This window comes from Streptomyces sp. B21-105, from assembly GCF_036898465.1.
Lineage (GTDB): Bacteria > Actinomycetota > Actinomycetes > Streptomycetales > Streptomycetaceae > Streptomyces.
Genome location: NZ_JARUMJ010000001.1, coordinates 6,861,503 through 6,884,266 on the forward strand (window position 1 = coordinate 6,861,503; position 22,764 = coordinate 6,884,266).

Below are 22,764 nucleotides of genomic sequence, written 5' to 3' on the forward strand. Positions count from 1 at the left end.
AAGAGCGTTAGTGAACGCTGGCGTTCACTGGCGCGTCAACGGTAGTGAGTCCCTAGTAGTGAACGCAAGCGTTCACTTGCGGCGTCGCCCCAGGGCGTGTCCCCCGTCGCGATCACGCAGGGCCTCACCCGGCCCCGGTCCCCGCTTCACCCGCGATCCCCGCTCCTACTGCTCGCTGGAGACAGTCAGATGGATACTTTGCGCTGGACGGCCGCCCCCGCTCAGGCGGCCTCCCCCCGCCGGCGCGGCGCCGTGCTCGAACGTGCGATTCTCGATGCCGCGCTGGAGCAGTTGGGCACGGTCGGCTGGAACGGCCTCACGATGGAGGGCGTCGCGGCCGGCGCCCAGACCGGCAAGGCGGCCGTCTACCGTCGCTGGCCGTCCAAGGAGGATCTCGTCGCCGACGCCCTGCGGGCCGCACTGCCCAGCTTCGACCGTGTTCCGGATCTGGGAAGCGTGCGGGCGGACCTGGTGGCCCTGTGCCGCACCGCGCGGGACGCGATGTTCTCCCGCCCGGGTTCCGCCTTGCGCTCGGTGATTCACGAATGCGATCCGTCCCAGGCGGGGCGCTTCCAGACCCTGATCCTCGAGGGCGTGGTGGAACCCACCGTCGGACTTCTGCACGAGGTGATCAGTCGTGGGATCGAGAGGGGAGAGGTGCGGGCCGATGCGGCGAACGGCTATGTCTTCGACGTCATCCCGGCCGTCATGATGTACCGCTCCAAGGTGTGCGCGTGCGAATGGAGCGACCGTGATCTCGACGAGATGATCGACACGCTCATGTTGCCGCTGCTGCGGCCGGACGCGTCCTGAACGGCGGTTCGGCGACGCCGGAATCGGGCCGTGCCGCGGCCCGGCGGGGGCCGGGGCGACCGGGGTGTCGCTCCGGGATCCGGTCGGCGTAACCTAAGGACGCCATGCCGTACGAACCACCTACTCACACCGTCGAGCGCTCCCTTCGCGCCACGACCGGAGCGAAGATCATTGCCGGTGTCGACGAGGTGGGCCGCGGTGCCTGGGCCGGACCCGTCACCGTCTGCGCGGCGGTCACCGGACTACGCCGACCGCCCGCCGGCCTCACCGACTCCAAGCTGCTCACCCTCAAGCGGCGTACCGCCCTCTCCGCGGTGCTGCTCGACTGGGTGACGGCGTACGCCCTCGGGCACGCCTCCCCGGAGGAGATCGACGATCTGGGGATGACCGCCGCGCTGCGGCTCGCCGCCCAACGCGCGCTGGACGCTCTCCCGGTCCGGCCGGACGCGGTGATCCTCGACGGGAAGCACGACTATCTCGGCGCTCCGTGGCAGGTCCGCACGGTGATCAAGGGCGACCAGTCGTGCGTGGCGGTCGCGGCTGCCTCGGTGATCGCCAAGGTCCAGCGCGACAAAATGATGGCCGAACTGGGCATCGACCATGCAGACTTCGGCTTTGCGGACAACGCCGGCTATCCGTCGCCCGTGCACAAGGCCGCACTGGAGGAGCGGGGCCCCACCCCGTACCACCGGTTGTCGTGGGCGTATCTTGATGCGCTGCCCCAGTGGCGGCACCTCAAGAAGGCCCGCAGCTGGGCGATCGGAAGCGCTCCGGAGATCGAAGGCCAGCTCGGCTTCGACTTCTGACGACTTCGGCCGTTCCGATGTGTCACCCGCCGGCGTGGGCCGCACCCACGTCTGATAAATAACAGCTCATGCCTCTCATTCCCGAGGAGCCTCAGATTCACGAGAGTGCCCAGGGTCCCCGCGCGACTCCGGCCAGCGGCCGCACCGCGCCGACCCCTCGACCTGTACCCGGCCCCCGTCCCGCGGCTCCGTCGCGTCCGGGTCGTCCCGGACCCCTCCGGCCCACGCCGCCGGCGCAGCGCGTGCCGCGTGACGGGGCCGTCAAACCTGGGCCGCCGGCCCCGGCTTCCCCTGCCGTCGCGCCCGCTGCGGCGGCTCCCCAGATCCAGTTGCTCCAGGCCTCGGCCGAGGGGGCGCTGGACGCCGCCGAGGAGGCCGTGGACCTCCTCCTGGAGTCGGGCCGCGCCCCGGGGGACGTGCTGGTGATCACCACCGGCGAGCAGCACCCCTGGGCCGCCCACGAGCTCTCCTTCGGTGAGGCCTCCTACTGGGCGCAGCACGACGCGGGCGACGACGTGTTCTACGCCGACGCTGCCCTGGCGGGCCGCGCGGGCGTGCGTCCGGTGGTCGTGGTCGCCGTCAACGGCGGCGCCGACACGGTGACCGCGGCTCTGCCGCTGGCCCGCGCCCGGGCCGGCGCCCTGCTGATCTGCTGCGGCGACCCCCAGCTGATCAACCCCGTGCTGGGCGCGGGCGTCTGATCCGCTGCGGCGTTACCCACGGCAGGCCGGGTGCGCCCGGAGTCCAGGTCCACAGAGGCGCCGTGCTGCGACGCCTCTGTGGTCTGCCCCGGGCGTCGAACGTCTGTCCGCGGCCGATGGTCCCGGGGCGGGCAGCCCGTCGCCCTGCGCCGAGTGACCGGTGCTCCCGCGCCACATGACCGGTGACCGTGCGCCGACCGCCCCCTCGTACGCATGCACGGTATGCGGGGGACGGGTGACCGTGCGCCGAGGGAGTGGCCGTCCGGCTACTGCGGGCGACGGAGCCGCGACGGGTGCACACCACGACTGCCCGGCGAGCGGTCGCCCTCAAGGGGCGGCCGTTCGTGCGTCAGCGGGCGGCGGCGCGGCGCAGTACCTCTGAGGCGGAGCCGCCGGTCCGCGGCAGTGGAGGCGGGGCCTCGGAGAGCGCGAACGGCTCGGGGACCGAGTCCGCGTTGGGACGGCGGCCGCCACGACCCTCGCCGAGAACCTGCCAGCCGTCCCGGGTCAGCGTGATGTACGCCCCGCAGCGCAGTCCGTGCAGCGTGCAGGCGTCCCGCAGGCCCCACATCCACGCGCCGTCCTCCTCCGTCCAGCGGGCGTCGCCGTCACGGCAGTAGAGCAGCACGGCGGTGCGTACCGGCGTGCGGCGCCGCAGGTCGTGCGGGACGACCCGGCGCAGCTGGGCCAGCAGGGCGTTGCGGTACATCCAGCCGTCGGTCGACGCCTGGCGCCGGGTGAACGAGGCGCTCGCCCGCACCCTCTCGTCCGGGTCGAGTACGGCCACGATCGCGGTGGCCGGCCCCGGCCGGTGCCGTGAGTGCAGCCCGCTGACGACCTCCCGCGGACTGCGCAGCAGCGGGATGCCGGCCGAAGCCCATTCGGCAGGCTCGAGCAAACGGTTGGCGGAAGTGGCGGACGTGTTCGTCGACAACGATGCCGCCGAGGACGGAGCGAATCCGAAGGTCACGATCCTCCCTTCGGCTACGGCCCACACTGCGGGCGGGGCGGATGAGGGGGAGCGCACGCCGCAGCAGAGCCCTACCGGACTACGGGCGAGCCGTGCGGGGAGCGGACCTCAATTCTTCCTGTCGAACTTGGATGCGGCAACGAGCAATTGGGGCTGCCGACCGTTATATGGCGGCGAGTGACTTATATCCCTACCCGGTGATTCACGGCAGGACGCCTGAGCGCACCGTTGCAGTCCGGCTCGCCGGACCCGGCGGACCCATCGCGAGACCGTCGTCACGCTGCGTGAAGTAGCTGATTGTCAGTGCCATCGGGTTGCATGGAGACATGGACGATCTGGATCTGCGCACCGAGGCCGACGCCATCCTCGCCGAGCTCGTGGGCGCCCCCGGGGGCGCGGCACGGCTGCGGGAGGACCAGTGGCAGGCGGTGGCGGCCCTGGTGCGGGAGCGCCGGCGGGCCCTGGTGGTGCAGCGCACCGGATGGGGCAAGTCCGCGGTGTACTTCGTCGCCACCGCTCTGCTGCGCCGACGCGGCTCCGGCCCGACGGTGATCGTCTCGCCGCTGCTGGCGCTGATGCGCAATCAGGTGGAGGCGGCGGCGCGCGCCGGGATCCGGGCCCGCACCATCAACTCGGCCAACCCGGAGGAGTGGGACACCGTCTACGACGAGGTCGAGCGCGGCGAGACCGACGTCCTCCTGGTCAGCCCCGAACGCCTCAACTCCGTCGACTTCCGTGACCAGGTGCTGCCCAAGCTCGCGTCCACGACCGGACTCCTGGTGGTCGACGAGGCGCACTGCATCTCCGACTGGGGACACGATTTCCGGCCCGACTACCGCCGGTTGCGGGCCATGCTCGCCGAACTCGCCCCCGGCGTGCCGGTGCTGGCCACCACCGCGACCGCCAACGCCCGGGTGACAGCCGATGTGGCCGAGCAGTTGGGCACCGGCGGCGGCGAGGCCCTGGTGCTCCGCGGTCCGCTGGACCGGGAGAGCCTGCGGCTGGGCGTGGTCCGGCTGCCGGACGCGGCGCACCGCCTGGCCTGGCTCGCCGAGCACCTGGACGAGCTGCCGGGCTCGGGAATCGTCTACGCGCTCACTGTCGCCGCCGCCGAGGAGGCCACCGCCTTCCTGCGGCAGCGCGGCTTCGAGGTCGCGTCCTACACGGGCCGTACGGAGAACGCCGACCGGTTGCAGGCCGAGGCCGACCTGCAGGAGAACCGGGTGAAGGCACTGGTGGCGACGTCCGCGCTGGGCATGGGGTTCGACAAGCCGGACCTGGGCTTCGTGATCCATCTCGGGTCGCCGTCCTCGCCGATCGCCTACTACCAGCAGGTGGGGCGCGCGGGCCGCGGCGTGGCCCACGCCGACGTGCTGCTGTTGCCGGGCAAGGAGGACGAGGCCATCTGGCGCTACTTCGCCGACACCGCGTTCCCGCCCGAGCCGCAGGTCAGGCAGACCCTCGCGGCTCTCGGCGAGGCCGGACGGCCACTGTCCGTGCCGGCTCTGGAGACGGCGGTGGATCTCCGGCGCAGCCGACTGGAGACCATGCTGAAGGTGCTCGACGTCGACGGCGCGGTCAAGCGCGTCAAGGGCGGCTGGACGGCCACGGGCGCCGCATGGGTGTACGACGCCGAACGCTATGCGTGGGTGGCACGGCAGCGGGCCGCGGAGCAGCAGGCCATGCGCGACTACGTGAGCACGTCGGGGTGCCGGATGGAGTTCCTGCGCCGTCAGCTGGACGACGAAGGCGCCGAACCTTGCGGCCGGTGCGACAACTGTGCGGGGCCCTGGGCCGACCCGACGGTCTCGGCGGAGACGCTGACCGGCGCGACGAGGGAGCTCGACCGCCCGGGAGTGGAGGTCGAGCCGCGCCGGATGTGGCCGACCGGGCTGCCCGCGCTGGGCGTCGAGTTGAAGGGCCGTATCCCCGCCAAGGAGCAGTGCGCCGCGGGACGGGCTCTGGGCCGCCTGTCGGACATCGGCTGGGGCAACCGGCTGCGCCCGCTGCTGGCCGAGAACGCCCCTGACCAGACGGTTCCGGACGACGTTCTGAAGGCGGCGGTGGCGGTGCTCGCCGACTGGGCGCGCTCTCCCGAGGGCTGGGCCACGAACGGCCCGGACGCCGCTGCCCGGCCGGTGGGAGTCGTCGCCGTGCCGTCCCTGTCCCGCCCGCGGCTGGTCGGCTCCCTCGCCGAGGGCATCGCGGCCGTCGGCCGGCTGCCCTTCCTCGGCGCGCTGACCTACACGGGTCCGGGCGGTGCGCACGCGGCGCGTCGCAGCAACTCCGCCCAGCGGGTCCGGGCGTTGTCCGGCGCGTTCGCCGTCTCGGAGGAGCTGGCCGAGGCCCTGGCAGGGCCTCAGGGCCCCGTACTGCTCGTGGACGACTTCACCGACTCCGGCTGGACTCTCGCCGTCGCGGCGCGGCTGCTGCGCCGTGCGGGCGGGGGCGAGGTCCTCCCGCTGGTGCTCGCCACGGCCGGCTGAACTCCCCCGGCGGTGCTGCCGCGTAAGGCGCGGAGAGGCTCCGATTTCCCTGTCGGGAAGAGCCGTTCGAGCGTCGGGCGGAACGTTGAGTGAACTGCCCGAGGGCCACTGCGCCTATGAGGAGGAGGCGATCGTCACCGCGCTCGACGCTACGGCGTCGGCTCCGCACTTCGGCTGACATGTCTCCGACCTGAGTTATCCACAGGCCAAGCGGAACTTTGCGATCCGCGAGATCGTCGGGGCATGACGAACCACAGCGAAGCCCCGGGAACCCCCGAAAACAGCGACATTACGGGCTGGGTAGAGCCCGGTCCGGACGCCCCCGACCGGCACGAGGGAGGTCAGGAAGGGTGGGACGGCGCCGTCCACCAGGTCACCCTGCGCACCCCGGCCGAACTGGCTGACGCACTGCCCTACCTGCTCGGCTACCGTCCGGAGGACAGCATCGTCCTGGTCGCCCTGCAGGACGAGGGCGGGCGAGGTCGGTTCGGCGGCCGGGCCCGGCTCGGCATCCCCTCGAACCCCGACGACTGGCAGGCCGTCGCCGAGCAGTTGGCGCGAGGGCTCGTGACAGGTGGTGAACGCCGGGGCGCGCGTCCCGCGCAGATGGTCGCCTATCTCTGCCAGGAACCTACGAAAGGCGAGACGGGCCGTCAGACCATGGAACGGCTGCAGCCACTGGCCCAGCAACTGCGGGTGGCGTGCGGGCGCCTCGACGTCCCGGTGATCGAGGCACTCTGCATCGCCGACGGCCGCTTCTGGTCGTACTGCTGCGCGGGCAAGGCCTGCTGCCCGGTCGAGGGAGTCCCGATGGGCCTCCCCGGGACCTCCGTCATGGCCGCGGCCGCGACCTACGCGGGCATCCAGGTCCGAGGCACCTTGCGTGAACTGCGCGCTCGGCTGCAGCCCTTGGAGTCCGCGGCCGCGCTGGAGCAGGAAGTCGCCCTGGACACCGCGGGCCTGGAGCTCGTCCCGCGGATCCTCGACGGGTCGAGCCGCCCGTCGGTGGCCGACGAGACGATCGGACTGGCTCGACTTGTCATGAGCCGCCTCGCCGACGCACCGGTCGTGCCGGGCTCCCCGGCGGCCGACGTCCGGGACGACGAACTGCTCGCCCCGGACGAAGCCGCGGCCCTGATCCTCGGACTGCAGGACCGGGTGACGCGCGACCGGGCGGCGGAGTGGATGGAGGGCGACGAGGCCGCCCCGGCGCTGCGTCTGTGGCGGGCGCTGGCCCGCCGCTGTGTCGGACCGTACGGCGAACACGCGGCGGCGCCCCTCACCCTGGCCGGCTGGGTGGCATGGTCCAGCGGCGACGAGCTCGAGGCGAGGGAGGCCCTGGCGATGGCTCTGGGCGCCGACCCCGGATATCTCTTCGCCCGCCTCCTGCACCAGGCCTGCAACGAAGGGCTCGACCCCGAGTCGGTACGCCGCTGCCTCCGAGCCGAACGCACGGGACGAACGCGCCCCACGGTGCTCGGGACAGAGGAGGAGCCGAGGCAGGAGGGGGAGCCCGGACGGGAATCGGCGCGAACGCCGGCACCGGTGCGGTCACCGGAAACGGGAGAGGAGCCGAAACCGGGAGAGGAGCCGCAGGCATCGGGAGAGACGCCGAAATCTGGCGAGGAGCCTGAAAACTCGCTCGCACGACCCGAACCGACGAGCAGTGCTTCTACGGTGCGCGCCTCCCGCTCCCGCCTGCAGAAGCCGCAGCCCACGCGTCCCGCTGCGGGCGGACGGGCCACGTCCCGCCCACGCCCGGCCGGCAAGGCCTCCGCGCGGCGTCGTGGCACCCGCCCCGAAGGCGCACGATCCGAGGGAGACGCCGCCCCGGGCAGGTCGTGACGCCGGAGCGGGAGCGCCGGGCGCGTGCGCCGGAGTGCCTGGCCTGTCCACCGCCATTCGGTGGGGTCTGCGACCCGGTGCGTGACCTGGGGGAGTGCAGCCCCGTTCACCTGAGTGGCGGAACGCCCGCACGGGTGGACCGCCGCGCGCACCCGCCCTCCCGGAGCCTTCCAGCAGGCCTCGACCATGCCCGAGGCGCACAGAGTGCAGAAGAGGTCACCCATGCATCAGTCGACTCCGCCCTCCGACGCCGACGAGCGCTCCCGCCTGGACAGCCCGGGCCCTGCGCCGGGTCCTACGTCGCCTTCTCCACCCGCTCCACCCGGCTCCTCGGTCCCGCCCGTCTCCCCGGGTCTGCCGGGACCGCCGACTGGGTCTGTCCGGCAGCCGTCGTCCACTCCTCGTGCCCCGGGTCCCTCGCCGCGTGCGGAGCCGACAGGCGGGCAGGGCCCGGCGTCGGGTCAGGGCGTCCGCGGCACACCCCGCTTCCCGTCGGCGGGTGCGCCGCGGCGTGCGTCCACGCCGGCGTTCAGGGGCACCGCGTCGCCGTCCGGTCCGCCGTCCCCGCCGCGCGCCGCCGGACTGCCTCCGGCCCACACGGCGATGATCTGCGTCGCCCTGCCGGGCCTCGCCGTCTCCTCCGACCAGGGACAGCTGACGGGGCGCGGACTGGACGGGATCTACCGCGCGGGCCGACGGATTCTGTCCCGCTGCCAGCTGCGGGTGGCGGGGCGCGAACCACTCGTCGTCCAGGCCCGGATGACATCCGCCGACTGTGCCCGCTTCGTCGCCGCCCTGCGCGTCACGCCGCACGGCGGCCCGGACCCCGACGTGATCGTCGAACGGACCCGTTCGGCGGACGGCGTCGAACGGATCACCCTGCGCAGTGCCGCCGCCCGGCCACTGCGCCTGCCGGTGGAGGTGGCTCTCGGCGCCGACCTGGCCGACCTGGGCGCGATCGCGGCCGGCGCCGCCGGTCCCGAACTATCCGCCAGCGTCCACGACTCGGGCCTGCGCTGGTCCGGCGCCACAGGAACCTCGTACGTCACCGCGCATCCGCCGCCCGCCGACGCGATCGCCGCCGCAGGTCTGTTGCGCTGGGAGTTCGACGTTCCACCTGGCGGCAGCGTCTGCGTCGAGCTGCGCGTGCGTCTGGACGGCACCGGACCGGTCCGGGCCGTGGGCCGTGCGGCGACCGGCCCCCTGGCGCAGGCGAGCGCCACCGGCGACGATCCGCGCGTCCGGGCCCTGCTGGCGACGAGCGTCAGGGATCTGCGGGCGTTGCTGGTGCGCGACCCCGCGCACCCCGCGGACACCCATCTGGCCGCCGGAGCGCCCTGGCGCTGCGGCCTCGCCCCGGCCGACGCGCTGGCCGCCGCCCGTATGACACTGCCGCTCGGCACGCGCCTCGCCGCGGGGACACTGCGCACCCTGGCCCGCACCCAGATCAGCGGGCCGGGCCCCCGCTCCGGCATGATCCCCGGCCCCCGGCGGGACGCCGGACCGCACCTCCCGCCGGGCTGCACGGGAACGGAGGCCACGCTGCTCTTCCCGGTGCTCCTCGCCGAGGCCCGCCGCTGGGGACTGCCCGATCACGAGACGGAGGAACTCCTGCCGGCGGCCGAGCGCTGCCTGACCTGGCTGCGCGGCGCGGTAGGAGACCAGCCCTACCTGAGCGATCCCCAACCCGACGGACCCGTGCGCTGCGAGACCCAGGCCCACGCACACCGCGCGGCCCTGCTCGGGGCCGATCTGCTCGACGCCTGCGCGAGACCGGGCGGCGGCACCCTGCGGGAATGGGCCCGGACCTCGCGTGCCGTGTTCCGCAGGGACTTCTGGATCGACGACCCCGGAGGGGGCAGGCCCGCCGCCGCGCGCACTTCGGACGGGCGGACGCTGCCCCACCTCTGCGCGACCGCGGCCCATCTCCTCGACACCGGACTGCTGGGCGGCGGCGCCCACGCCCCGGGGCTGTTGGACAAGGTGCAGACCGAGCAGCTCGCCCGGCTGCTCGGCGGTCCCGTCATGGATTCCGGCTGGGGGCTTCGCAGCCTCGGCGCCAAGGAAACCGGCTACAACCCCTTCGGCCACCGTAGCGGCGCCGTGCGCATCCATGAGACCGCGATCGCTGTCGCGGGCATGGCGGCCGCGGGCTACGAGAAGGAGAGCACCGCGCTGCTCAGGGGTGTTCTGGCCGCGTCCGAGGCCTTCGGCCACCGCCTCCCGGAAATGTACGCCGGGGAGCAGCGCGGGGACGGCAGCGCACCACTTTCCCATCCAGCCGCATGCCGGCCCGCCGCGACCGCCGCGGCGGCGGGCGTCCTGCTGCTGACCGCCCTCGTCGGCATCCGCCCCGACGCGCCGGCCGGCACCGTCGCCCTGCGCCCGTTGCCCAGCGCACCCCTGGGAGAAGTCGGTCTCACGGGGCTGCGGGTCGCGGAAGCCCCCTTCTCCGTACGGGTCAGCCGCCTCGGACTCGCCATGGTGGAGGAAGCGGCCGAATGCCTTCAACTGGGCGTGTGACCTCTGTGTTCCGACCGCTTTCGGGTCGCGGGCCGGGCATTGACGAGGCCGACGAAGGGCGTGTTTATCGTCAGGAAGACGACTATGATCGCCGTATGTCCTACGACCCGTCAGCCTTTCCGCCCTTCGCCGTCACCGTGGATCTGGTCGTGCTGACCGTGCGCCGCCATGCCCTGTGCGCGCTGGCGGTACGCAGGGGCGAGGCGCCGTTCCAGGGATGGTGGGCGCTACCCGGCGGATTCGTACGGGCCGACGAGGACCTCACCCAGGCGGCGGCGCGCGAGCTGGCGGAGGAGACAGGGCTGCACACCCATGACCCCTCGGTCCCGGCCCAGGACAACGGCGCCCACCTCGAGCAGCTGGCCACGTACGGCGATCCCGACCGCGATCCCCGTATGCGCGTGGTGAGCGTCGCGCACCTGGCGCTCGCCCCCGACCTGCCGGCTCCGCGAGCGGGAGGCGACGCCAGCAACGCGCGGTGGGCGCCCGTCGAGGAACTGCTCCAGCAAAACGAGCACGGGAGGGAGGGCGGGCACGGGAAGGACGGCGAACCGGGCGCACCGCTGGCCTTCGACCACGCGCGGATCCTCGCCGACGGAGTGGAACGCGCCCGCTCCAAGATCGAGTACTCCTCCCTCGCGACCGCGTTCTGCCCCACGGAGTTCACGGTCGGCGAACTGCGCCGTGTCTACGAGGCGGTGTGGGGCGTGGCGCTCGACCCGCGCAACTTCCACCGCAAGGTGACGGGCACACCAGGCTTCCTGGTCCCCACCGGCGGCACCACCACCCGGCAGGGGGGCCGCCCCGCGCAGCTGTTCAGGGCCGGCGGCGCGACGTTGCTCAACCCGCCGATGCTGCGCCCGGAGGTGTGAGAGCCGGCGCCGGGGGAGCGCTGATGCACGACTGACAGTGCGGTACACGGAAAAAAGGGATATAACGCGCTATCTTCCTGAAGGTGATCCAGGCCTACGGACTGACCAGCGATTCCCGTAAGGCGCTTCCGCCCGCCGTCGACGACGTCTCCTTCGAGGCGCACGCGGGCCGCGTCACCGTGCTGCTCGGAGCGCCGGGCAGCGGCAAGACCACCGTGCTGAGACTTCTGCTCGGACTTCAGCAGGGCCGCGGCGTCGCCTACTTCAGAGGCCGCCCGCTGCATCGCGTCGCCCACCCCTCGCGCGAGGTCGGCGTCCTCCTCGGCGATGTGCCGGGACACCCCGCCCGCACGGTCCGCGGCCACCTGCGCATGCTGTGCGCGGCCGCCGGCGTCGCGGTCCGGCGGGCCGACGAAGTGCTCGAGGTGGTCGGCCTGGTCAGCCTCCGAGACGAACGCCTCGGCGGCCTCTCCCGTGGCATGGACCGTCGGCTCGGACTGGCCGGCGCACTGCTCGCCGACCCGCACACCCTCGCCCTCGACGATCCGGCCGATGGACTGTCCGGACGCGAGAGCCGTTGGCTGTACGGCATGCTGCGCGCGCACGCGGAGCAGGGGGGCACGGTGCTGACGACCATGGCCGACCCGAAGGAGGCCGCCCGCGTCGCCGACCGGGTCCTCACCCTGGACCGGGGCAGGCTCGTCGCCGACCAGGAGGCCGCCGTCTTCGCCCGCACCCGGTTGCGCCAACGGGTGGCCGTCCGCAGCCCCCACGCGGTCCGCCTCGCCGCGCAGCTCACCAGGGAGGCCCGCGCCGCGCAACGCTCCGTCGAGGTCGTGCAGGAGGGCGGCAACCGGCTCTCCGTGTACGGCAGCAGCTGCGCCGACGTCGGCGAGACGGCCTTCCGGCACGGCATCCTCGTCCATCAACTCGCCGACGAGACAGGCGACATGGGGCCGGGGGCGGGGGCGGAGAACAAGGCTGCGGGGAACAGAGCTGCAGGGAACAGAGCTGCGGGGGACAGGGCTACGGGGCAAGAGGCTGCGGAGAGCGCGGCGGGGGAGAACAAGGCCGGGGAGAACACGGCTGCGGGGAGCATGACCGCGGCGAGCGTGGCCGTGGGTACGGGCGGGACGCCGACGGAATCCGGACCCGCGACGGAACAGGCCCCCTCGGCCGCGAGCCCGCACGTCCTCACGTCGCCGGAGCACCCCGCCCCCACGGATCGTCCCGTGGGAACGGACGACCCCCGTCCCGAATCCCACGCCGAGCCCCCTGCGTCGCCCTCGCCGCCCTCCTCGCCCCGTCTCGCCGCCCACACCCCCGACGGCCTTCCCGCGCTGCCGCCACCCCTCTCCGTGCGCTCCGCGCCGAGCCCCCTGCGCCCCCTCCGCTACGAGATCCGCCGCGCCACCGGTATCAGCACCGGCTTCCTCACCGCCGCCGCCGTCCTGCTCGTCTCCGCCCTCACCGCCGTGATGCTGGGCGGCGCGGGCCACACCGCTCAGGCACGCCTGCTGACCGCCTGGCCCGTACAGCTCCCGCTGCCGCCCGCGGCCCTCGGTGCAGGCCTGCTCGGCGCGCTGGCCTTCGGGGACGAGTTCCGCCATCCCGCCCTGGCCGCGGACCGAGGCACCGTGCCGCGAAGACTCGGGGTGCTCACCGCCAAACTGCTCGTCGCCGCCGTCACCGCCCTGACGCTGGCCTTCCTCACGGTGGGCTGCGACGCCGAGGTGCTCTACCTCGTCTACGGACAGGAGCTCGTCCGAGTTCCCGCGGACTGGATGGCGCTCGGCGTGAGTTGGCTCGCGTTCGTGGTCGGCTGCGCCTGGGCCGGGGTGCTGGCTGCCGGCGTGTTCCGGTCCACCACGGCCGGGCTGGCGGCGGTGGTCGCGGTGCCCGTCGTCGTCGTGCCCGTCGTACAGAAGGCCGTGCAGAGTGCGTCCGTGCGGACGGCGGCCGGATTCTCGATGCGGTTGCGCGAGACGCTTCTGGTGCAGTGGCCCTTCGGAGGGGGGCGGTATGTGGACGCCGCGGCGCGCGTGCTCGGCCAACCCGTCGGCGGGGCAATGGCGTTGTCGCTGACCGCGCTGCTGTGCGCGTATCTGCTCACGGCCCTGCGCGGCAGGGTCCGATGACGACCGTCCGTACCCAACCGGTCCCGGCGTGTGCGCAACTCCCCGTAGAAAGCCCATTTCTTTCCGATAAGGCGTCAATTGCGACGGGGTGAGCGATCACCCTTTCGTGTGCTTTTCACCAAAGACCTCAAGGGAGTTGGAAACAGCGCCGACAAAGGATCCGTGAGTACCCTTGCGCACACCATGATGACCGCCGCCCGCTCCACCGACTCCGGTCTGGCCGGCCCGGGCGAACTCGACCGCTATCCCTACGCCGAGGCCCCCGTCGCCGACCGCGTCGGAGCCCCTGTCTGGGAGGCCGCGGAGCCCGAGCTGGGCCGCGTGGGCCGCCGCTCCACGGGGAACCGCGGGCGCGGACTGCACGGCCAGCTCGTCCAGCAGCTGGGTCAGATGATCGTCTCGGGCGACCTGGGCGCCGACCGGCCCCTCGTGCCCGAGGAGATCGGCCAGCGATTCGAGGTGTCCCGTACCGTCGTCCGCGAGTCGCTGCGCGTCCTCGAGGCCAAGGGCCTGGTCAGCGCACGTCCGAACGTCGGCACGCGCGTGCGCCCCGTGAGCGACTGGAATCTTCTCGACCCGGACATCATCGAGTGGCGCGCCTACGGCCCCCAGCGCGACGACCAGCGGCGCGAGCTGAGTGAGCTGCGCTGGACGATCGAGCCGCTGGCCGCCCGCCTCGCCGCCGGGCACGGACGGGAGGACGTCCAGCAGCGGCTGTCGGACATGGTGGAGATCATGGCCCACGCGATGACGCAGGGCGACGCGCTCACCTATTCCCGAGCCGACACCGAGTTCCATTCCCTGCTCATCCAGGTCGCCGGTAACCGCATGCTGGAGCACCTTTCCGGGATCGTGTCCTCCGCCCTGCAGGTCTCCGGCGGTCCGGTCACGGGCTGTGAGCGGCCCAACGACGCCTCGCTGGCACACCACGGCAGGATCGTAGACGCCCTGGCCGCGGGCGACGGAACCGCGGCCGAGGTGGCCATGCGCCAGCTGCTCACCGTGCACCCCGAGGTGGAGCGCGTCGTGCCGGCGCCGCGCGAGCACTGACCCGCAGTCCGCGGGCGCGACGGTCCGGGAGGCCTTCCCCTTCCCGCACCTTCCCCGACCCGGTAGGCCCGCACCGCACCCCCGTCGGACCCCGCAGCACCCGTCCCGGGAACTGCGGGGTCCGACGGTCTGTGTGGCGGGATTTGGTGGCGGAGGTGTGGGTAGACACCACGGGTGACCACCTCTGCCCGTGTCTGACCGTTTTTGAACGCTTACGGGGTGTGACTCGGGCCACGAAGATTGGGCGTAACGCTTGTGGAAACCACGCGATGACCTAAGAGGTGACAGCCGCAGAGGGAATACGGACGCCGTTCACGGCGCTGTGCATCCTCCCGGCCCCCGCCCGCACCGTCGGCCCGTTTCCAGGCCGGTGGTCGGCTCCAGTCCGTCGTGGACGGGGCCGGAAGCCGTTTTCCAACGTTCCGAGAGGTTGTTCGTGTCGGCCAGCACATCCCGTACGCTCCCGCCGGAGATCGCCGAGTCCGTCTCTGTCATGGCGCTCATTGAGCGGGGAAAGGCTGAGGGGCAGATCGCCGGCGACGATGTGCGTCGGGCCTTCGAAGCTGACCAGATTCCGGCCACTCAGTGGAAGAACGTACTGCGCAGCCTCAACCAGATCCTCGAGGAAGAGGGTGTGACGCTGATGGTCAGTGCCGCGGAGCCCAAGCGCACCCGAAAGAGCGTCGCAGCGAAGAGTCCGGCCAAGCGCACCGCCACCAAGACGGTCGCGGCGAAGACGGTGACCACGCGGAAGACCGCCGCTGACGCCGCCCCGGCCACCCAGGCCGCACCTGCTGTGGACGACCCCGCAGAAGAAGAAGCCGCCCCCGCCAAGAAGGCGGCTGCCAAGAAGACCACGACGGCCAAGAAGGCTGTTGCGAAGAAGACCGTCGCGGCCAAGAAGACGGCGGCCAAGAAGACCGCCGGCAAGAAGGACGACGCCGAGCCGGTCGAGGAAGAGGCCATCGAGGACGCCCCCAAGGCGGGCGACGAGCCCGAGGGCACCGAGAGCGCCGGTTTCGTTCTCTCCGACGACGACGAGGACGACGCGCCGGCCCAGCAGGTTGCCGCCGCGGGCGCCACCGCCGACCCGGTCAAGGACTACCTCAAGCAGATCGGCAAGGTCCCGCTGCTCAACGCCGAGCAGGAGGTCGAGCTCGCCAAGCGCATCGAGGCCGGTCTGTTCGCCGAGGACAAGCTGGCAAACGCCGACAAGCTCGCACCGAAGCTGAAGCGCGAGCTGGAGATCATCGCGGAGGACGGCCGCCGCGCGAAGAACCACCTCCTGGAGGCCAACCTCCGTCTGGTGGTCTCCCTGGCCAAGCGTTACACCGGCCGCGGCATGCTCTTCCTGGACCTCATCCAGGAGGGCAACCTCGGTCTCATCCGCGCGGTCGAGAAGTTCGACTACACCAAGGGCTACAAGTTCTCCACGTACGCCACCTGGTGGATCCGTCAGGCGATCACCCGCGCGATGGCCGACCAGGCCCGCACCATCCGCATCCCGGTGCACATGGTCGAGGTCATCAACAAGCTCGCGCGCGTGCAACGTCAGATGCTCCAGGACCTGGGCCGCGAGCCCACGCCGGAGGAGCTGGCCAAGGAACTCGACATGACCCCCGAGAAGGTCATCGAGGTCCAGAAGTACGGCCGTGAGCCCATCTCGCTGCACACCCCGCTGGGCGAGGACGGTGACAGCGAGTTCGGTGACCTCATCGAGGACTCCGAGGCCGTCGTGCCGGCGGACGCGGTCAGCTTCACGCTTCTGCAGGAGCAGCTGCACTCGGTTCTCGACACCCTGTCCGAGCGTGAGGCGGGCGTCGTCTCCATGCGGTTCGGTCTCACCGACGGTCAGCCGAAGACCCTCGACGAGATCGGCAAGGTGTACGGCGTCACGCGTGAGCGGATCCGTCAGATCGAATCCAAGACCATGTCGAAGCTGCGTCACCCGTCGCGTTCGCAGGTGCTGCGCGACTACCTCGACTAGGTCGCTTCCGTACGCGTCGAAGGCCCGGTGTCCCGTGAGGGAGCCGGGTCTTCGACATGTGCGCGCGGGTGCGTCCCGCCGCGGGTTGGATCACTGTGGGTGTTCACCGAGCACTGCAGAGTGAGGAGCCCTCATGCGACGTCCCCTGGTCCGGGCCCTGTCCCGGCCGTTGATTCTGGCCGCCATGGCCATGGTCATACCGTTGGCCTCCGCCACCCCTGCCGCCTCCGACGGCGTCGTCCTCGGGGGCTACCCGGTCGACATCGCGCAGAGCCCGTGGACGGTCGCGCTGTCCAGCCGTGACCGGTTCGGAGGTATGCGCTCGGGGCAGTTCTGCGGAGGCGTGGCGGTCGGCCCGACGACCGTGCTCACCGCGGCACACTGCATGGGCGAGGAGGCCCTGGGTCAGCGGCCGGAGCGGGTCTCGGACCTCAAGGTCGTCGCCGGCCGTACGGATCTGTACTCGGATGCCGGGCAGGAGGTCTCGGTGCACAGCGTCTGGGTGAACCCCCGCTACGACAGCGTCAGCAACACCGGGGACTTCGCCGTGCTCACCCTGGCCGCGCCCCTCCCGGCGGGAGCGGCCATCGGCATGGCCGCCGCGGGTGACGCGGCGTACCGGCCCGGCGGGGAGGCCGTGGTGTACGGCTGGGGCGACACCACGGGGTTCGGCGCGTACGCGCACACGCTCCGGGCGGCACAGGTGCACGTGCTGGCCGACTCGCTCTGCGAGCGAGCGTATCCGGGTTCGGCCGAGGGCGCGTACGTCGCGCGAAGCATGGTGTGCGCCGGGGAGACCCGTGGGGGCCACGATGCCTGCCAGGGGGACAGCGGCGGGCCGCTGGTCGCACAGGGCCGGCTCATCGGGCTCGTGTCGTGGGGCAGCGGCTGTGGGCGGCCCGGCAGCCCCGGCGTCTACATGCGGATCTCCGACGCCCTGCGGACGCTGGGGTGGGATGTCGGCCACCCGAGGCCCGCTCAGGGCTCCTGACGGCCCCTGAACGGCCATTGCCCTGGGTGGGGGCCGGGTGGCGGGGTGTGGGTATGAAGCGGGCGGCCGCCCCTGATGTCAGGGACGGCCGCCCGTCCGCCGGCCTGTGCCGACTCTTGCTCGTCGTGGACGTGTCGGATCAGCGCTCTTCTTCCAAGGTGGACGCCGGGACGGTAGTCAGCCGCTCCGTCTCGTCCTGTATCTCAGCGGCGATCTTCTTGAGTTCCGGCTCGAACTTGCGGCCGTGGTGGGCGCAGAAGAGCAGTTCTCCGCCGCTGAGCAGCACGACGCGTACGTACGCCTGGGCGCCGCAGCGGTCGCAGCGGTCAGCGGCCGTCAGCGGGCTCGCGGGGGTCAGAACAGTAGTCACGTCGCCTCTTCTCTAGCTCGACGAGCTGTCGTACCAGGGTCAACATCCAACCAGCCCCAAAACGTTCCCGCTCGTGGCTTGTCCTCGAAAAAATCTTTCCGAGGTGGCCGTCTGCTGCCGGTTTGGCGGCGAATGTGCCGTATTGCGTGGTCTGTAATGCTTACGGTTTCGCGCTGTCGGTCATGGTTCGATCCTCCCGGCCGGCTTGCCGGTTTGTTCATGAGGACGTGCCCGGAGCCTAAATGGTTCATGCCCCGAAGGGAACGTGATATGTACTTCACTCCAACGAGGGATCGAACACGCATGCGATGCTGGACTAGTCTGAGTTTCGGACGAGGGTGGCGTGACAACGGCTCTACCAGGCCTCGGTACCCTCTTGGCGGCTACCCGAGCCGCGCCCTTACCCGTAAGGGCCCCAAGTGAAATTCAGCGAGGAGCGAACCGCGTGACCGCCGAAACGTCCGTGCCGTCCACAGCGCTGCTGGCAGGAGCAGACCGGGACGGTTCCAACTACACCGCGCGGCACCTGCTCGTCCTCGAGGGCCTCGAGGCCGTGCGGAAGCGCCCGGGAATGTACATCGGCTCGACCGACAGTCGCGGTCTGATGCACTGCCTGTGGGAGATCATCGACAACTCGGTCGACGAAGCCCTGGGCGGGTACTGCGACCACATCGAGGTGATCCTCCACGACGACGCCTCGGTCGAGGTCCGTGACAACGGCCGGGGCATCCCCGTCGACGTCGAGCCCAAGACAGGTCTGTCCGGCGTCGAGGTCGTCATGACCAAGCTGCACGCCGGCGGCAAGTTCGGCGGCGGTTCCTACGCCGCCTCCGGCGGTCTGCACGGCGTCGGCGCCTCCGTCGTCAACGCCCTGTCCGCCCGACTCGACGTCGAGGTGGACCGAGGGGGCCACACGCACGCGATCAGCTTCCGGCGCGGGGTCCCGGGCGCCTTCGCCGCAGGCGGTCCCGACGCCAAGTTCGAGCCGGGCGGCTTGCGCAAGGTCAAGCGGGTCGCCAGGAACCGCACCGGCACGCGCGTGCGGTACTGGGCCGACCGCCAGATCTTCCTCAAGGACGCCAAGCTCTCCCTGGAGAACCTGCACGGCCGCGCCCGCCAGACCGCTTTCCTGGTGCCCGGCCTGACGATCGTCGTCCGCGACGAGTACGGTCTGGGAGACGGTGGAAGCAAGGGTGAGGAGTCCTTCCGCTTCGACGGCGGCATCAGCGAGTTCTGCGAGTACCTGGCCACCGACAAGCCGGTCTGCGACGTCCTCCGCTTCACCGGGCAGGGCACCTTCAAGGAGACCGTCCCGGTCCTGGACGAGCACGGGCAGATGACCCCGACCGAGGTGACCCGTGAGCTCGGCGTCGACGTGGCGCTGCGCTGGGGCACCGGCTACGACACGAACCTCAGGTCGTTCGTCAACATCATCGCCACACCCAAGGGCGGCACGCACGTCGCGGGCTTCGAACAGGCCGTCGCCAAGACGATGAACGAAGTGCTGCGCGCCAAGAAGCTGCTGCGCGTCGCCGAGGACGACATCGTCAAGGACGACGCCCTGGAGGGCCTGACCGCCGTTGTCACCGTACGTCTGGCCGAACCCCAGTTCGAAGGCCAGACGAAGGAGGTCCTCGGCACCTCGGCCGCCCGGCGCATCGTGAACACCGTGATCTCCAGGGAACTCAAGGCGTTCCTGACCTCCACCAAGCGCGACGCCGCGGCTCAGGCCCGGGTCGTGATGGAGAAGGCGGTCGCCGCCGCACGGACGCGCATCGCGGCCCGGCAGCACAAGGACGCGCAGCGTCGCAAGACGGCGCTGGAGTCCTCGTCACTGCCCGCGAAGCTGGCCGACTGCCGCAGTGACGACGTCGAGCGCAGCGAACTGTTCATCGTCGAGGGGGACTCGGCGCTCGGCACCGCCAAACTCGCCCGGAACTCCGAGTTCCAGGCGCTGCTGCCGATCCGGGGCAAGATCCTCAACGTCCAGAAGTCGTCCGTGACCGACATGCTGAAGAACGCCGAGTGCGGCGCGATCATCCAGGTCATAGGAGCCGGTTCCGGGCGGACGTTCGACATCGACGCGGCTCGCTACGGCAAGATCATCATGATGACGGACGCCGATGTGGACGGCTCCCACATCCGCACGCTGCTTCTGACGCTGTTCCACCGCTACATGCGGCCCATGGTCGAGTCCGGCCGGGTGTTCGCCGCGGTCCCGCCGCTGCACCGGATCGAGCTCGTCCAGCCCAGGAAGGGCCAGGACAAGTACGTGTACACGTACTCGGACCGTGAGTTGCGCGACCGGCTCATGGAGTTCCAGAGCAAGGGTGTCCGGTACAAGGACTCCATCCAGCGCTACAAGGGTCTCGGTGAGATGGACGCCGACCAGCTGGCCGAGACCACGATGGACCCGCGCCACCGCACGCTGCGCCGCATCAACCTCTCCGACCTGGAGTCGGCCGAGCAGGTGTTCGATCTGCTCATGGGCAACGACGTGGCACCACGCAAGGAGTTCATCTCCAGCTCGGCGGCGACGCTGGACCGGTCGCGCATCGACGCGTGACCGCCGCGTCGGTCCGTGGCCCTTCCGCCCGGGCGGGCTCGGCCGGGTTGGGCGGACGGGCCGGGTTGGGCTCGGGCCGGGAGTGGTGCAGTGGGTCCGAGTAACTGGACCGCCGGGCTGACCCGGGCTTCTCCACCCTCGGGTGGAGAAGCCCGGCCCGTGGAGATCCACCCATGATCCACCCTGGCTCCGATCTGCGGCGCGGGTCGATTCCGTAGCGTCGAAGGCGTCGGCAGCGCTGGCTGCCGGCATTCCCTTCCCGCTCACGGAGGCAGTGATGTCCGGGTTCCTCGACGCACTGGTGATCGCGGCCGTGGTCGTTCTCGTGATCGTGCGGCAGTTCCGGGCGAGCCGTATAGCGGCGGACCGGCGATGGTGGGTCCTGCCCGGGATCCTGGCGGTCACGGCGCTGCGCGAGCCCGGCCTGCTGGACGCGCGCCACCCCGCCACGTCCGCCCTGATGCTCGGCTCCGAACTGATCGTCGCCCTGGTCATGGGGGCCGCCTGGGCCTGGACCACCCGCGTATGGGTCGAGGCGGACGGCTCGGTGTGGAGCAAAGGCACCAAGGCCGGCGTAGCCGTCTGGTTCGCCGGCATCGCAACTCGGCTCGGCCTCTTCGGACTCGGCGCGCTGATGGGCGTCCACCAGCACAGTTCGACCCTGATGCTGGGACTCGCGGGCACCCTGCTGGTGCGCTCCGGGCTTCTGGTCCTGCGTGCGCAGTCCCTGCACGGGACCCTCCCCGCACAGGCCACGGCTTACGGTGACCGCGTGTCCCTGGCCGCGTGGAAGGAGCGCGTGTGACGGAGAACTTCTGGACCCGCTGGCCCTCACGAGAGGCGCTGAGCCCGAAGGCGATCACCCGGTCCAGGCGGCTGCTGGCCTGGGGAGTGCGGCTGCTGGCACTCGTCGCGCTGGTGTGGAGCGCCCTCCACGACAGCCGCCTCCACGGGTGGGCGGGGGTGGCCGGAGCGGGAGGGCTGCTGGTGGCCGGCGGGCTGGCGTGGGCCCTGCTCCGGACCACGCTCGAGCACCGGCTGTGGCCCTCCCTCGCTCTTTTCCTCACGCTGCTGGGACTGGCCGGCGGGGCCGAGGCCGCCGGATTCCGCTCCCCGGCTGTGGTCCTGTGCTGCGGTTGTGCCGTCGCGGCTCTGGAGCGACTGCCGCTGTCCGTCGCCCTGCCCGTGGCGGCGGCCGGTTTCGCCGCTTTCGCCGTGGTCGACGACGACCGAGGGGCGGTCTCGGCCTCCGTCATCGGGGGCATGGCCCTCGCGGGCTACGCGCTGCGGCTCGACGCCGAGGCCAGAGGCACCGCACAGCGCCTGCTCGCCCAGGAACGGGCGGCGCGCGCGGCCGAGGCGGAATCCGCGGCGCTGGCGGAGCGCGCCCGCATCGCCCGGGAGATCCACGACGTGCTCGCCCACAGTCTCTCGGCACAGTTGGTACACCTGGAGGCCGCCCGGCTGCTGATCGAGCGGGGCGCGGACCGCGAACAGATCCTCGAACGCGTGGTGGCAGCACGTGGCATGGCCCGTGACGGTCTCGAGGAGACGAGGCAGTCGCTCTCCGCGCTGCGCGGTGAGGTGACGCCGCTGGAGGAGTTCCTCACCGGCCTCGTCGGCGCGTCCGACGGAGCCGAGGTCACGGTCGCCGGCGAACGCGTACCGCTTCCGGTCGAGGCCTCGCAGGCCGTGCGCAGGGTTGCCCAGGAAGCCCTGACGAACGCGCGCAAGCACGCGCCGGGCGCGAAGGTGAGCGTGCGGCTCGAGTACGGCCCCCGCGAAGTCATCCTGAACGTGCGGGACTCGGGCGGCTCGCCGGGCGAACTCGCCGGGGCCGGCGGCGGGTACGGTCTGCTGGGTATGCGTGAGCGCGCCGAGTTGCTCGGCGGCTCGCTCGCCGCAGGGCCGGCCGAGGAAGGGTTCGTGGTGACGCTGAGGGTGCCCGTATGACCGGGGATCGGGAGAGGCCCGCCAGGGTGGTGGTCGCGGACGACCAGACCGTTGTCAGAGAAGGCATCGTGATGCTGCTCGGGCTGCTGCCGGGCGTCGAGGTCGTGGGGGCCGCGGGGGACGGCGAGGAGGCGGTGCGGCTCGTCGCCGAACTCGCTCCCGACGTGGTGCTGATGGACCTGCGCATGCCTCGCTGCGACGGTGTGGAGGCGACTCGGCGCATCACGGCGGAGTACCCCGGCACCCAGGTCGTGGTACTCACCACGTACGCGGACGACGAGTCCCTGTTCCCGGCGCTCAAGGCCGGAGCCCGGGGATACCTCACGAAGGACGCCGGCGGGGACGAGATCGTGCGGGCGGTGCACAGCGTGCTGTCCGGGGACGCCGGCCTGTCGCCGAGTGTCCAGCGCAGGCTGCTGGAACGCCTGTCGGCGCCCGAACCCGCACCTGCGCGGCCCGCCGTCATGCCCGACGGGCTCACCACACGGGAGGCGGAGGTTCTGGTGCTGATCGCCGAAGGCCTCAGCAATTCGGAGATCGCGCGCAGGCTGAGCGTCTCCATCGCCACGGTGAAGACCCACATCAACAACATGTTCTCCAAGACGGGACTCAAGGACCGTGCTCAGGCAGTGAGTTACGCGTACCGGAAAGGACTGGTGCCGCCGCCCGCCGCGGGATCGGCCTGATGGTCAC

At 71.7% G+C, this 22,764-nt stretch carries 17 protein-coding genes; 15 read left to right on the plus strand and 2 right to left on the minus strand.

The genetic code is table 11. The annotated features are described in order from the left end of the window. The first annotated feature begins 189 nt into the window (after positions 1–189). The 3 genes from QA802_RS31160 to QA802_RS31170 all read left to right on the plus strand — a co-directional run bounded on the left by QA802_RS31160 (position 190) and on the right by QA802_RS31170 (position 2,320). On the plus strand, positions 190–813 hold the full coding sequence (locus QA802_RS31160; protein ID WP_334529569.1) for a TetR/AcrR family transcriptional regulator: 624 nt from the start codon (positions 190–192) through the stop codon (positions 811–813). A 104-nt stretch (positions 814–917) separates the two neighbouring features. After that, the gene (gene rnhB / locus QA802_RS31165) at positions 918–1,619 is read left to right on the plus strand and encodes a ribonuclease HII (protein WP_319170119.1); all 702 of its coding nucleotides are present in this window, start codon (positions 918–920) and stop codon (positions 1,617–1,619) included. A gap of 68 nt (positions 1,620–1,687) precedes the next feature. Continuing rightward, positions 1,688–2,320: a hypothetical protein gene (locus QA802_RS31170; RefSeq protein ID WP_334529572.1), complete on the plus strand. Its 633-nt coding sequence runs from the start codon at positions 1,688–1,690 to the stop codon at positions 2,318–2,320. 349 nt (positions 2,321–2,669) lie between these two features. Here QA802_RS31170 and QA802_RS31175 read toward each other — a convergent pair whose 3' ends face one another. After that, a complete protein-coding gene (locus QA802_RS31175; protein WP_334529575.1) occupies positions 2,670–3,290 on the minus strand; it encodes a hypothetical protein in 621 nt (206 codons plus the stop codon). A 326-nt stretch (positions 3,291–3,616) separates the two neighbouring features. Here QA802_RS31175 and QA802_RS31180 point away from each other — a divergent pair, with 326 nt between their 5' ends. The 8 genes from QA802_RS31180 to QA802_RS31215 all read left to right on the plus strand — a co-directional run bounded on the left by QA802_RS31180 (position 3,617) and on the right by QA802_RS31215 (position 17,182). Then, complete coding sequence (locus QA802_RS31180) at positions 3,617–5,776, plus strand: RecQ family ATP-dependent DNA helicase (protein ID WP_334529578.1); 2,160 nt, start codon at positions 3,617–3,619, stop codon at positions 5,774–5,776. A 243-nt stretch (positions 5,777–6,019) separates the two neighbouring features. Continuing rightward, positions 6,020–7,621, plus strand: a complete 1,602-nt coding sequence (locus tag QA802_RS31185) for a DUF4192 domain-containing protein (protein ID WP_334529581.1) — start codon at positions 6,020–6,022, stop codon at positions 7,619–7,621. 603 nt (positions 7,622–8,224) lie between these two features. After that, positions 8,225–10,144 (plus strand): glycogen debranching N-terminal domain-containing protein, encoded by a 1,920-nt coding sequence (locus tag QA802_RS31190; protein ID WP_334529584.1) that lies wholly within the window; start codon positions 8,225–8,227, stop codon positions 10,142–10,144. 95 nt (positions 10,145–10,239) lie between these two features. Continuing rightward, complete coding sequence (locus QA802_RS31195; RefSeq protein ID WP_334529587.1) at positions 10,240–11,016, plus strand: NUDIX hydrolase; 777 nt, start codon at positions 10,240–10,242, stop codon at positions 11,014–11,016. 83 nt (positions 11,017–11,099) lie between these two features. Beyond that, the gene (locus QA802_RS31200) at positions 11,100–13,154 is read left to right on the plus strand and encodes an ATP-binding cassette domain-containing protein (protein WP_334529590.1); all 2,055 of its coding nucleotides are present in this window, start codon (positions 11,100–11,102) and stop codon (positions 13,152–13,154) included. A gap of 162 nt (positions 13,155–13,316) precedes the next feature. After that, positions 13,317–14,204: a FadR/GntR family transcriptional regulator gene (locus tag QA802_RS31205; protein ID WP_319170111.1), complete on the plus strand. Its 888-nt coding sequence runs from the start codon at positions 13,317–13,319 to the stop codon at positions 14,202–14,204. 436 nt (positions 14,205–14,640) lie between these two features. Continuing rightward, the gene (locus QA802_RS31210) at positions 14,641–16,191 is read left to right on the plus strand and encodes an RNA polymerase sigma factor (protein ID WP_334529594.1); all 1,551 of its coding nucleotides are present in this window, start codon (positions 14,641–14,643) and stop codon (positions 16,189–16,191) included. Positions 16,192–16,324: 133 nt separating this feature from the next. Continuing rightward, entirely contained in the window at positions 16,325–17,182 is an 858-nt protein-coding gene (locus QA802_RS31215; RefSeq protein ID WP_334529597.1) for a S1 family peptidase, read from the plus strand. A gap of 139 nt (positions 17,183–17,321) precedes the next feature. Here the strand turns inward: QA802_RS31215 and QA802_RS31220 are convergent, their stop codons facing one another. Continuing rightward, a complete protein-coding gene (locus QA802_RS31220; RefSeq protein WP_319170108.1) occupies positions 17,322–17,552 on the minus strand; it encodes a DUF7455 domain-containing protein in 231 nt (76 codons plus the stop codon). A 445-nt stretch (positions 17,553–17,997) separates the two neighbouring features. Here QA802_RS31220 and QA802_RS31225 point away from each other — a divergent pair, with 445 nt between their 5' ends. The 4 genes from QA802_RS31225 to QA802_RS31240 all read left to right on the plus strand — a co-directional run bounded on the left by QA802_RS31225 (position 17,998) and on the right by QA802_RS31240 (position 22,757). After that, the gene (locus tag QA802_RS31225) at positions 17,998–20,118 is read left to right on the plus strand and encodes a DNA gyrase/topoisomerase IV subunit B (protein ID WP_334529601.1); all 2,121 of its coding nucleotides are present in this window, start codon (positions 17,998–18,000) and stop codon (positions 20,116–20,118) included. Positions 20,119–20,395: 277 nt separating this feature from the next. Then, positions 20,396–20,923: a DUF1453 domain-containing protein gene (locus QA802_RS31230; protein WP_334529604.1), complete on the plus strand. Its 528-nt coding sequence runs from the start codon at positions 20,396–20,398 to the stop codon at positions 20,921–20,923. Beyond that, a complete protein-coding gene (locus QA802_RS31235) occupies positions 20,920–22,071 on the plus strand; it encodes a sensor histidine kinase (protein WP_334529607.1) in 1,152 nt (383 codons plus the stop codon). Before QA802_RS31230 ends, QA802_RS31235 begins: the two co-directional genes overlap by 4 nt. Beyond that, complete coding sequence (locus QA802_RS31240) at positions 22,068–22,757, plus strand: response regulator transcription factor (protein WP_334529610.1); 690 nt, start codon at positions 22,068–22,070, stop codon at positions 22,755–22,757. Before QA802_RS31235 ends, QA802_RS31240 begins: the two co-directional genes overlap by 4 nt. Positions 22,758–22,764: the final 7 nt, after the last annotated feature.

Bases quoted from the DNA above. Each gene is read 5' to 3' on its own strand.
- QA802_RS31160 (WP_334529569.1), top strand. From the start codon at position 190: ATGGATACTTTGCGCTGGACGGCCGCCCCCGCTCAGGCGGCCTCCCCC.
- rnhB (WP_319170119.1), top strand. From the start codon at position 918: ATGCCGTACGAACCACCTACTCACACCGTCGAGCGCTCCCTTCGCGCC.
- QA802_RS31170 (WP_334529572.1), top strand. From the start codon at position 1,688: ATGCCTCTCATTCCCGAGGAGCCTCAGATTCACGAGAGTGCCCAGGGT.
- QA802_RS31180 (WP_334529578.1), top strand. From the start codon at position 3,617: ATGGACGATCTGGATCTGCGCACCGAGGCCGACGCCATCCTCGCCGAG.
- QA802_RS31185 (WP_334529581.1), top strand. From the start codon at position 6,020: ATGACGAACCACAGCGAAGCCCCGGGAACCCCCGAAAACAGCGACATT.
- QA802_RS31190 (WP_334529584.1), top strand. From the start codon at position 8,225: ATGATCTGCGTCGCCCTGCCGGGCCTCGCCGTCTCCTCCGACCAGGGA.
- QA802_RS31195 (WP_334529587.1), top strand. From the start codon at position 10,240: ATGTCCTACGACCCGTCAGCCTTTCCGCCCTTCGCCGTCACCGTGGAT.
- QA802_RS31215 (WP_334529597.1), top strand. From the start codon at position 16,325: ATGCGACGTCCCCTGGTCCGGGCCCTGTCCCGGCCGTTGATTCTGGCC.
- QA802_RS31230 (WP_334529604.1), top strand. From the start codon at position 20,396: ATGTCCGGGTTCCTCGACGCACTGGTGATCGCGGCCGTGGTCGTTCTC.
- QA802_RS31240 (WP_334529610.1), top strand. From the start codon at position 22,068: ATGACCGGGGATCGGGAGAGGCCCGCCAGGGTGGTGGTCGCGGACGAC.